The following is an 11132-nucleotide window of genomic DNA, read 5'->3' as shown; positions in this document are numbered from 1 at the left end:
GTCACCGCCCTGCCGACGGACACCCGCAGCTTGGTCCGACCCGTGGGGGGATGCCCCGTTTAGACCCCAGAGGGACGGGAAGCCGGGGCGCGTGGTGAGCGAACGAGGCGCGGTGGGATCGGTGCGGAAGGGGCCCGTGGGGTCGACGGCCGACGCCGCCACCCTGGCCGGTGACCGGGTGGTGGCGGCCGGAAGCACCGCCCGGGTGCTGCTCGCGGCGGCCGTCCGGGCGCTGCGCGGTGACGACTGCGCCGATCTGGGGCCGGTCGGTACCCGGCTCACCGGCGCGCCCGAGCCCCTGCGCCGGGCCGCCGCCGCCCGCGCCGCCGGCCGGCTCGCCCTGACCCCGGCCCGGATCGCCGAGGTGGACACCGAGCGGGTGGCCACCTGGATCGCCGAGCAGTACCCGGCCGGGCGCTGGCCCGGCGCCGTGCTCGGCTCGCCGCACGGCGCTGCGGTGCACCTCGCGGTGGCCCTGGGCGTGCCCTGGCTGCCCGCGACCTTCGAGATGGCCGTGCACTGGCCCCGCGGGACCGTGGACCGGCCGGGGGCCGCCCTGGACCACGGCGCCGCCCTTGCCGGCCGCCTGCTGGCCGGCAACCCGGACGTGCACGTCCGGCAGGTGCACTGCCCGGCCAGCCGGGGCGCGGCGGCCGGCGCCACGATCGCGCTCGCGGTGCGCTGGCGTGCCCTGCCCGGGGCGTACGTCCGGTTCCTGGCCGAGCGCCTGGAACCCGGGGCGCCGGTGCTGCTGCTGCACGACGCCCGCACCTGGCCGGTGCTGGACGACGGGCGGGGGCACAGCTTCCAGGTCGGTTCCCCGGCCAGCGGCCTCGACCCGGTGGACTTCCACCCCGACGCCCACGCGCTGCGGCAGGTGCTGCGCTCCGCCGGCGGCGACGGGGCGCACTGGACGCCGCCGGACGTCTCCTGCCCGCAGGCGTACGCGGAGCACGGCGTGGAGTCCGGCTTCGAGCACAGCCTCCGGACCTGGGCCACCCGGCACGGGCACCGGCTGCACCGGGTGCTCGTCCCGCAGCCCGACGCGCTCAGCGCCGCGACGGCCGACCTGTACCGGCACTGGCTGCGCCGGGCGGGCAAGACCGGCAACCGGCTGGTGGTCGAGTGCGGGCGGCTGCTCGACCCGTGGCAGGTGGTCCGGGCCGGGCTGGTGCCGTACTGGTGCGAGAACGCCGCCCGGCGGCGGGTGGACGGGGTGGAGTGGTGGCTGGCCGGGAGCGAGCCGTTCAGTTCGGTGGACGTGCTGCCGGAGCCGCCCGGGGTCCGCTCGCCCGCGCTGGCCGGCCTGCCGCAGTGGCTCGCGGTCGCGGCGTTCGGACGCCGGCGGCGGGCGCTGGACCGGGGTTCGGCGCGCGGCTACCCGGTGAGCCAGGTGCCGACCCGCCGTGCCACGGAGGTGTTGCGCAACCAGCCGTACGACCTGCCCGTGCCGCCGCCGCTGGGGATGGCCGAGGCCCTCGCGGCCCTCCGGGACGCGGGCGCCCACCAGGGACTGCTGGTCTCCTGACGCCCCGGCCACCAACAACGGCGAATCATCCTCGCGATCCTGCGGTCCGTGATTGAGTAACCACGGAGCGGGAACACCGCTCGCTGCGACGGCCCACGATGCCGTTCGGCGAGCCCGTCGCCCGTTCCTGGCGTTCCGTCACGTAACCCACTTCCGGCCCGGTGCGTGGCCCGACCACGCGCACGACCGGTCTTCCCAATCCGGGCGGGGGACACCTTCCTGAGGGAGGCGCGGATGTTCGGACAGACCACCACACCCACACCACCACCCACCGAGCGGGGCCTGGAGGACCTCGACGCGGCGGCCCTGGCGTACGCGGCACGGATCGAGGGGCTGCCACCGGAGCGGCGGCAGGAGGCGCGGGACGATCTGGTCCGGTTCGCGCTGCCCTTCGCCGGCCGGCTGGCCCGCCGCTACCGGGGACGCGGGGAACCGCTGGAGGACCTGGAGCAGGTGGCCCGCCTCGGCCTGGTCAACGCCGTCGACCGGTACGACCCGGAACGGGGCTCCTTTACCGCGTACGCGGCGATCACCATCGTCGGCGAGATCAAGCGGCACTTCCGGGACCGCACCTGGGGCGTGCACGTGCCCCGCCGGCTGCGCGACCTGATCCTGGAGGTCGGGCAGGCGACGGCGGCGCTGACCAGCGAGCTGTCGCGGGCGCCCACCGTCGCCGAGCTGGCCGAGCGGCTGGAGACGCCGGAGGAGGAGATCCTCGCCGCGCTGGAGTCGGCCGCCGGCTACAGCCCGGCCTCGCTGAACGCGCCGGTGGGCGGGGAGAGCTCCGCCGAGTTCGGCGACCTGGTGGGCGAGTCGGACAACGCCCTGGAGTCGGTCGACGACCGGGTCACCGTCGCCGGCCTGCTGCACCGCCTGCCCTGGCGGGAGCGGCGGATCCTCGCCATGCGCTTCTACGGCAACCAGACCCAGGCCGAGATCGCGGCCCGGTTCGGCATCTCCCAGATGCACGTCTCCCGGCTGCTCTCCCGCGCCCTGACCTGGCTGCGGCAGGCGATGCTCGCCGACGCCCCGCCGCCGTGGCAGAACGGCGCGGCCGAGCCCGAGCCGGCCCGGTCAAGGATCTCGGTCAAGCAGAACGGCGACCGGGTGGTCGTCGAGGTCGGCGGGGAGGTCGACCGGGACGGCGCGGACCAGCTCCGCAAGGCGATGCTGGAGGCGGTGACCGGGCAGCCCCGCGAGGTGGTGGTGGACCTGGTCGGCGCGGGCGGCTTCGACGCCGGCGGTATCGCCGCGCTGATGGCCGGCCGGGACGCGGCGGCCCGCACCGGGGTGCCGCTGCGGCTGACCCGGGTGCAGCCCGCGGTCCGCCGCTCCCTGGTCGCGGCCGGGCTGCCGCCGGCCGACTGACCGACCCGCCGTATCTGACCGGAGAGCCGGCGCGGACTGCCGCACGCCGACTGATCCGTACGTGACAGGAGGGCCGGCGCCCGACGGCGCCGGCCCTCCTGCCGCGGTCCGCTCAGTGCTCCGGGGTGTCCCCGTGCCCGCGCGGGTGTTCCCAGCGGGGGTGGTCCGTCGGCCGGGTGCGCTGTGGGCCCAGCTGGGTCTCCTCCGGTTCGTCGGTCTCCTCGAAGCTGGGCCGGAGTACCTCCTCCGGCTCCGGCACCTCCACCGGCCGGGCGCCGGACTGCGGCGCCGGGGTGTACTCGACGGCCTCGCGGGCGCCGTGCGCGCCCTCGGCGGCCGGTGCCTCCGGGACCTTCGGCACGTGGCGCAGTTCCTCGGCGAGCCGCTGCGGTGGCCTGGTGCTGCGCTGTGGCAGGTCCCGCCCGAGGTCGGCGACGAGCGGGCCGTACTTGGCGTCGAAGGCGGGCCGCTCGGACCGGATCCGGGGCATCCGGTCGAAGTTGCGCAGCGGCGGTGGGCAGGTGGTGGCCCACTCCAGGGAGTTGCCGTAGCCCCAGGGGTCGTCCACGGTGACCTGCGCGCCGTACCGCCAGGACTTCCAGGCGTTGTAGATGAAGAACAGCGTGGAGGCGCCGAGGATGAACGAGCCGATGGTGGAGATCCCGTTCAGCACGGTGAAGCCGTCGGTGGGCAGGTAGTCGGCGTACCGCCGGGGCATGCCCTCGTTGCCCAGCCAGTGCTGCACCAGGAACGTCATGTGGAAGCCGATGAACATGGTCCAGAAGTGCACCTTGCCGAGCCGCTCGTCGAGCAGTCGCCCGGTCATCTTCGGGAACCAGAAGTAGACGCCGCCGAAGGCGGCGAAGACGATCGTGCCGAAGAGCACGTAGTGGAAGTGGGCCACCACGAAGTAGGTGTCGGAGGTGTGGAAGTCCGCCGGCGGGCTGGCCAGCAGCACCCCGGTGAGGCCGCCGAACAGGAAGGTGACCAGGAAGCCGACGGCGAAGAGCATCGGCGTCTCGAAGGTGATCTGGCCCTTCCACATGGTGCCGATCCAGTTGAAGAACTTCACCCCGGTGGGCACCGCGATCAGGTAGCTGAGGATGCTGAAGAACGGCAGCAGCACCTGGCCGGTGGCGAACATGTGGTGGGCCCACACGCTCATCGACAGCACGGTGATCGCGATGGTGGCGAGCACCAGACCGGTGTAGCCGAAGATCGGCTTGCGGGAGAAGACCGGGACGATCTCGGTGATGATGCCGAAGAACGGCAGCGCCACGATGTAGACCTCGGGATGCCCGAAGAACCAGAACAGGTGCTGCCAGAGCAACGGCCCGCCGGTGGTCGGGTCGTAGACGTGCGAGTGCAGGATCCGGTCCGACCCCAGTGCCAGGAGGGCGGCGGCGAGCAGCGGGAACACGAAGATCACCAGGACGCTGGTGAGCAGCAGGTTCCAGGTGAAGATCGGCATCCGGAACATGGTCATGCCGGGCGCGCGCAGGGTGACGATCGTGGTGATCATGTTGACCGCGCCGAGGATGGTGCCGAGGCCGGAGAGCGCCAGGCCGACCACCCACATGTTCCCGCCCACCCCCGGGCTGTGCTGCGCCGTGCTCAAGGGCGTGTACGCGAACCAGCCGAAGTCCGCCGCGCCACCGGGGGTGAAGAAGCTGGCCATGAGGAGCGACCCGCCGAACAGGTACAGCCAGTACGCGAGGGCGTTCAGCCGGGGGAACGAGACGTCGGGGGCGCCGATCTGGAGCGGGACGATGTAGTTGCCGAAGGCGAACACCAGCGGGGTGGCGAAGAACAGCAGCATGATCGTGCCGTGCATGGTGAACGCCTGGTTGTACTGCTCGGGGGAGAGGAACTGCATGCCCGGGCGGGCCAGCTCGGCCCGCAGGAGCAGGGCCAGCACCCCGCCGATCAGGAAGAAGGCGAACGACGTTATCAGGTAGAGCAGCCCGATGAGCTTGGCGTCGGTGGTGCGCAGCAGCCGCCACAGCTTGTCGCCCTTCACCGCCTCCCGGAGCGGGCCGGGGTAACCCCCGAACTGGGCGGGCGCGAGGATCGCCGGCCCCCGGTCTCGTGCCGGCTCCGTGACTACCCGCTTGGGCATATTCTCACCCCGTCATGACGACAGAAAGGACGGGCACGCCTACCCGGCCCTCTGCCCATGAAACCAGGCGAGAGCGGTAATTTCGGTCAGTTCGCCGGTAGCATGGCCCAGACCACCTTTCCGGCGCCGGCCGGGGCACTGCCCCACCGCTGGGCCAGCTCGCGGACCAGCATCAGCCCGCGCCCGCCCTCGGCCCGCAGATCGCGGTCGGTCACGGGGCGCGCGTCGGCCGGGCAGCCGTCCATCACGGCCACTCGCAGGTACGGCCTGCGCAGGGTCAGGGTCACCAGCATCGGGGTGCCGGCGTGCCGGACCACGTTGCCGACCAGTTCGGTGAGCACCAGCGAGGCCGGACCGGCCAGCTCCGGGATGTTCCACCGGCCGCACGCGTCGGTGACCAGCTCCCGGGCCCGCCGGCAGGCTCCGGCGACCGGCTCGAGCCGGGCCCGCAGGCGGGGAGCGACGGCCGTGCCGGCGAAGGCGGTCGCCTCGGCGCAGTCCCGGCGTACCGGCACCACCCGGCAGGCGGTGGACTCGGCGAGCCAGGCGGCCGTGTCCGGCGGCGGCGCGCAGAGCACCATCGGCACCGCCGGCCAGTCGGCGGCGCGCCGGGCGGCGGCCGCGAAGACGGACAGGGCCAGCCGGTCGGTCACCGCGAGCCGCTCCAGGTCGACCACGAGCGCGTCCGGCTGGGCGGCCAGGCACTCCGTCAGCACGCCGTCCACGGAGCGCATGGTGCCCAGGTCCAGCGCGCCGGCGAGCCGTACGACGGTGACCGGCGACTCGTCGCGGACCTCGCACCTGATCCGGGTCGACATCCAGGGCCCCTCGTTTCGGTCTCGTGCGTGGGACCTACGAGGTACCCGTGACCGGGGCGGGTGAAACCGGACGTGCCGCCCATCCGGTCCTGCTCAGCGGCGCGTCGCGCCCCGGGTGGTGGCCAGGCCGAGCGCGATCATCCCGACCCCGAGCAGGAAGTGCAGCCAGTCGTCGGCGCCGTTGAACGGGATGAAGTTCGCCCCGCTGCCTTGGTCGGTCACCAGGCCGTAGAGCCAGAACACCAGGTAGATCACACCACCACCGAGCAGGAAGGTCCGCGCCCCGGAGATCGTCCGGGCCAGCACCAGCCCGGCCACGCCGAAGAGCAGGTGCACGATGTTGTGCAGCACCGAGACCTGGAACACGCCGAGCAGCTTGGCCTCCGACCCGTGTCCGGCGAACTTCAGGTCGCCGTAGTGGGTGGTGATGCCGGGAATGAAGCCCAGCACGCCGATCACCAGGAAGATCACGCCGACGGTGGCGGCGGCCCGGCGTACCGGCGCGCGGCCGTCGGCCGGATTGCGTCGCCCACGGGAGTGCGCCATCGCGTTCGTCATGCCGACCTCCTCAGCTGGCAGGGACCGGACGGCATTTCCCGGGGCCGGCGGCGGCAAACGCGCGTCCGGCCCGGCCGCGCGGGCGACCGGGCCGGACGACGGTACGGCTCAGGCGGGCTGCAAGGGCCGGGCGGCGGGCTGCCGGACCCGCTCGTACAGCTCGACGTACCGCTGCGCCATGGTCGCCGGGGTGAACCGGGCGGCCGCCTCCCGCCGGCACTCGTCCGGGTCGAGCAGGCCGGCGGCCATCACCAGGTCCCCCAGCTCCTCCTCGTCGGCGGTGAGCAGCCCGGTGCGGCCGTGCTCGATCAGCTCCGGCAGGCAGCCGCGGGAGACGGCCACCACCGGCGTGCCCAGCGCCAGCGACTCGACCACCGCGGTGCCGCCGGGCTCCTCCCAGCGCAGCGGGAACAGCGAGGCCCGGGCCGCGGCGAGCAGGTCGTCCCGCTCCTGCCCGGCGACCGTGCCGACCCAGCGGACCAGGTCGCCGTCCACGTACGGGGCGACCTGGTCGTAGAAGAACCGGACGTCCGGGTTCTGCCGCGCCTCGTCGCCCGCCGCGGCCAGGTCCTCCGGCCGGTGGTACGGCCCGACCGGGCCGGCGAGCACCAGCGGGAAACCGACCCGCTGCGCCAGCCGCGCGCCCACGTCCTGCCCCTTGCCCGGGTTGATCCGGCCCAGGATCAGCAGGTAGTCGCCCTTCTCCGCGGCCGGCCGGCGGTCCGCGCCGACCGCGAGCGGGGTGGACAGGTGCACGTGTCCCACGGAGTGCTCCCGCAGCGCCCGGGGCGCCCGGGCCAGCTGCGAGGCGGAGACCCCGTTGACCCGGACCCGCTCGCCGCCGTCGAGGTTGCCGTACAGCTCGGGATGCTTGGCCAGGTCCCAGTGCAGGGTGTGCAGCACGGGCGGGGCGTCCGGTCCCATCGCGGCCATGGTGGCCAGCCCGACCGCCTCCACGTGGTCGTGCACCAGGTCGATGTCGTCGCGGGTGTACAGCGCGCGGACCACCCCGTTGAGGTGGGCCTGGGAGATCCCGCAGACCTGGTTGTAGGGGCGCTGGAGGGACTGGAACTGCCCGTCCGGGAAGACCCACATCTTCTCGTCGACCGGCAGGGTGCTGCTCTCCACCGAGGCCAGCACCACCCGGACGCCGAGCCGGCGCAGCTCCGGCACGAGGGTGGCCACCACGTTCTCGATGCCGCCGTAGCCGGGCGGCGGGACGGACAACCACGGACCCGCGTTCATCAGGACGGTGAGACTCATCGTGCGGTCCTTCCCTCGGCGGCGCCCCCCTCGGCCCTCCGCGTGCCAGCCACCGGTCCCGCGGACCGGCCGTCACCCGCCGGTCCGGTGGACCGGCCCCCGCCACCGCTGCGCGGTGACCTCACGCCGCGACCCGCCGCCGGGGCACCCGGTGGCGCAGCTGCGCCAGCGGCGGACGCTCCTCGATCGACACGTCGCTGACCACGATCTCCCGGTCCAGGTGCGGCAGCACGCCCGAACCGCCCCGCCGGAACTGGGTCAGCAGCCCGGTCGGCGCGCTGCCCGGCGCGGCCCAGCCCCGCCGCTGCAACCGGGACCACGCGGTGAGCAGGATCTGCGCGGACATCCGGCCCAGCGCGGCCGTGTCCTGGTGCCGGTGCTTGCGCTCACCGAGGTCGACCTGGGCCAGCGCGTCGAGCCCGACCAGCTCCAGCAGGTCGATGAGCATGGCGGTCTCCACCCCGTATCCGGAGACGAACGGCACCTGCTCCAGCACCTCGCGGCGGCCCGCGTACTCGCCGGCCAGCGGCTGCACGAAGCCGGCCAACTCCGGCCAGAAGAGGTTGAGCAGCGGGCGGGCCATCAGCTCGGTCACCCGGCCGCCGCCGTCGGCCTCCACGCTGGTCGCGCCGACCAGCGGGCGGTGGTAGAAGCCCTTGACGAAGCTGACCGACGGGTCGGTCAGCAGCGGGCCGATCAGCCCGGTCACGAAGTGCGGCCGGAACTCGCGCAGGTCGGCGTCGACGAACGCGATCACGTCACCCTCGGCCGCCGCCAGCCCGGCCCAGAGCGCGTCACCCTTGCCGGTGAGCTGCGGCAGGCCGCGGGTCATCGCGTCCTGGCTGACCACCTCGGCGCCGGCCGACCGGGCCACCTGCGCGGTCCGGTCGGTGGAGCGGGAGTCGACCACGATCAGCTCGTCCACCAGCGGGACGCGGTCCATCAGGTGCTCGCGGATCGTCGACACGATGGCACCGACGGTGGCCTCCTCGTTGCGTGCCGGCAACACCACGCTGACCCGGCTGTCGCCCTTGGCCCGTAGCAGCCGCCGTACCGGCCAGTCGTCGGCCGACGTGGTGCGGTACGTGGCCCAGGCCTCCACCACAGGTGAGACGATCGATTCTGTATCCCGCACGGGCACACCCCCAGGTCGTGGCGGAAACGCGGGTTAAGTTTTCCCAACACCCACCCCGCGCTAACCGGATCATGCCTAACAGCCTGATCACGACCAGCGCACCGGCCGGTTCCCCGCCGGTGAACGTTTGATTGCGTGGCCGCCCGGGGAGAGCTGACAACAGTTTCGTGAGTCGCGGCGAGAGGGTCGAGGGATGCGCACGTGCCGGGTGGGACTGGTCGGGGCCGGCGGGGTGGCGCAACGCCACGCCCGCGTGTTGACCGGGTTCGAGGATGTGGAACTGCTCGGGGTGACCGATGTCGCCCCGGACGCGGCGGAGGCCCTCGCGGGGGCACACGGGGCGCGGACCTTCCGGGACGTGGCGGAACTGCTCGCGGCCGGCCCGGACGCGGTGTACGTCTGCGTGCCGCCGTTCGCCCACGGCCCCGCCGAGGAGGCGGTGATCGCCGCCGGCGTACCCCTGTTCGTGGAGAAGCCGGTGGCAGTGGACCTGGAGACCGCCGAGCGGATCGCCGCGCTGGTCGAACGGCGCGGCCTGCTCACCGCGGTGGGCCACCACTGGCGGTACCTGCACGTCGTGGAGGAGGCCCGGCAGCTGCTGGCCGGCCGTCCGGTACGGATGGTCAACGGGTCCTGGCTGGACAAGGTCCCGCCGGTGCCCTGGTGGGCCCGGCGTGACCGGTCCGGCGGGCCGGTCGTCGAGCAGGCGGCGCACGTGCTCGACCTGGTCCGGCTGCTGGTCGGGGAGGCGACCGAGGTGACCGCGTACGGCGACGGCAACCCGCCGCCGGTGGAGGGCGCCGACATCGACTCGGTCACCGCGGCCACGCTGCGTTTCGCCTCCGGCGCGGTGGGCACCCTCGCGGCGGCCTGCGTGCTCGGCTGGAAGCATCGGGCGGGCCTGGAGATCCTGGCCGACGGGCTGGCGCTCTCGCTGGCCGAGGACGGCCTGACCATCTGCGACGCGGACGGCGAGCGGCACCTGCCCGCCGACCCGGACGGCGCCCGGGTGGCGGTCGACCGGGCTTTCGTCGACGCGGTCCGGGGGATCGGCGAGGACGTCCGGGTCCCGTACGCCGAGGCGATGCTCACCCAGCGGCTCGCCCTCGCGGTGGCCGAGTCGGCACGGACCGGGCGCAGCGTCGCGCTGCCCACCGGGCCGGCCGCCCGGCCCACCCCGGCGGTGGCCGACGCCGTGCCGGCCGAGGCGCAACGGGAGGTGACCGTCGATGCGTGACCGGGTGGTCGTGGTCAGCGGGCCGGGCCGGGTCGAGCTGGTCGAACAGGACGCGGGCGAGCTGCGCGAGGGCACCTTCCGGGTGGAGACGCTGTACAGCGGGGTCTCCGCCGGCACCGAGCTGAGCTACGTCAAGGGCACCAACCCGTACCTGAACGTCACCTGGAACGCCGACCTGGGCCTGTTCCAGCCCGGCGGGGCCAGCACGCCGTACCCGGTGACCCGGCTGGGCTACATGCAGGTCGGCCGGGTGGTGGAGAGCCGTACCCCGGCCGTCGGGGTCGGCACGGTGGGCGCGATGACCTACGGGCATCGCAGCGGCTTCCTCGCCGACCCGCTCGCCGAGCGGTTCGTCGCGCTCCCCGACGACCTGGACCCGCTGCTCGGCGTCTACGTCGCGCACATGGGCCCGATCTGCGCCAACGGCCTGCTGCACGCCGCCGCCGACCTGTGCGGCACGGACGTACGGTCGCTCGGCGACGGTGTCCGGGGCCGCCGGGTGGCGGTGGTCGGCAGCGGAGTGGTCGCGCTGCTCACCGCGCTCCTCGCCCGGCGGCACGGCGCGGCCTCGGTGGTGGTCCTCGACCCCACCCCGGCCCGGCGTCAGGTGGCCGAGGCGCTCGGCCTGGAGACCCTGGACCCGGAGGCGGACGACCCGGCCGTGGTGCTGAAGACCCGGTGGCACCACGCCGCCGGCGACCGGGGCGCCGACGTGGTCTTCCAGTGCCGGGGCCAGGCGTGGGCGCTCCAGCTCGCGCTGCGCCTGCTGCGCCCCCAGGGCACCGTCATCGACCTGGCCTTCTACCAGTCGGGCGCGGACACGGTCCGGTTCGGCGAGGAGTTCCACCACAACGGGCTGTCGCTGCGCTGCGCGCAGATTGGCCGGGTGCCGCGCGGGCTCGCCCACGTCTGGGACCGGGAGCGGCTCTCCGCCGAGACGATCGAGCTGCTGCGCCAGTACGGCGACCTGATCCGCAAGCATCTCGTCACGGCGGTGGCGCCGCTGGAGGAGGCGCCGACCGTGCTGACCGACCTGGCCGAGCGGCGCCGGTCGGAGCTGCAGGTGGTGCTGACCGGCTGACCGGACAGACCGGGCCTGAGCTGCG

9 protein-coding genes are annotated in these 11132 nt (G+C 74.0%); 4 read left to right on the top strand and 5 right to left on the bottom strand.

All coding sequences use genetic code 11. The features are described 5' to 3' along the window. Positions 1–121 precede the first annotated feature (121 nt). Both ACGFI9_RS11735 and ACGFI9_RS11730 read left to right on the top strand, forming a co-directional pair. On the top strand, positions 122–1528 hold the full coding sequence (locus ACGFI9_RS11735) for a hypothetical protein (RefSeq protein WP_393177721.1): 1407 nt from the start codon (positions 122–124) through the stop codon (positions 1526–1528). A gap of 234 nt (positions 1529–1762) precedes the next feature. Then, positions 1763–2896, top strand: coding sequence for a SigB/SigF/SigG family RNA polymerase sigma factor (locus ACGFI9_RS11730; protein ID WP_393177719.1), 1134 nt, complete (start codon positions 1763–1765; stop codon positions 2894–2896). Between the two features lie 112 nt (positions 2897–3008). Here the strand turns inward: ACGFI9_RS11730 and ctaD are convergent, their stop codons facing one another. The 5 genes from ctaD to ACGFI9_RS11705 form a co-directional block, all read right to left on the bottom strand. Continuing rightward, entirely contained in the window at positions 3009–5015 is a 2007-nt protein-coding gene (ctaD, locus tag ACGFI9_RS11725) for a cytochrome c oxidase subunit I (RefSeq protein WP_393177717.1), read from the bottom strand. Positions 5016–5101: 86 nt separating this feature from the next. Then, positions 5102–5833: an ATP-binding protein gene (locus ACGFI9_RS11720; RefSeq protein WP_393177715.1), complete on the bottom strand. Its 732-nt coding sequence runs from the start codon at positions 5831–5833 to the stop codon at positions 5102–5104. Between the two features lie 93 nt (positions 5834–5926). Further along, positions 5927–6391: a DUF4383 domain-containing protein gene (locus tag ACGFI9_RS11715; protein WP_393177713.1), complete on the bottom strand. Its 465-nt coding sequence runs from the start codon at positions 6389–6391 to the stop codon at positions 5927–5929. A 108-nt stretch (positions 6392–6499) separates the two neighbouring features. Beyond that, positions 6500–7654: a glycosyltransferase gene (locus tag ACGFI9_RS11710; protein ID WP_393177711.1), complete on the bottom strand. Its 1155-nt coding sequence runs from the start codon at positions 7652–7654 to the stop codon at positions 6500–6502. 121 nt (positions 7655–7775) lie between these two features. Next, complete coding sequence (locus tag ACGFI9_RS11705; RefSeq protein WP_393177887.1) at positions 7776–8756, bottom strand: glucosyl-3-phosphoglycerate synthase; 981 nt, start codon at positions 8754–8756, stop codon at positions 7776–7778. A gap of 226 nt (positions 8757–8982) precedes the next feature. Here ACGFI9_RS11705 and ACGFI9_RS11700 point away from each other — a divergent pair, with 226 nt between their 5' ends. Together ACGFI9_RS11700 and ACGFI9_RS11695 are read left to right on the top strand one after the other, a co-directional pair. Further along, the gene (locus tag ACGFI9_RS11700) at positions 8983–10026 is read left to right on the top strand and encodes a Gfo/Idh/MocA family protein (protein ID WP_393177709.1); all 1044 of its coding nucleotides are present in this window, start codon (positions 8983–8985) and stop codon (positions 10024–10026) included. After that, positions 10019–11107: a zinc-binding dehydrogenase gene (locus tag ACGFI9_RS11695; protein WP_393177707.1), complete on the top strand. Its 1089-nt coding sequence runs from the start codon at positions 10019–10021 to the stop codon at positions 11105–11107. Before ACGFI9_RS11700 ends, ACGFI9_RS11695 begins: the two co-directional genes overlap by 8 nt. Positions 11108–11132 lie beyond the last annotated feature (25 nt).

The organism is Micromonospora sp. NPDC048930 (genome assembly GCF_043197935.1).
Classification (GTDB): domain Bacteria; phylum Actinomycetota; class Actinomycetes; order Mycobacteriales; family Micromonosporaceae; genus Micromonospora.
This window is presented reverse-complemented; position numbering and strand designations above follow the sequence as displayed.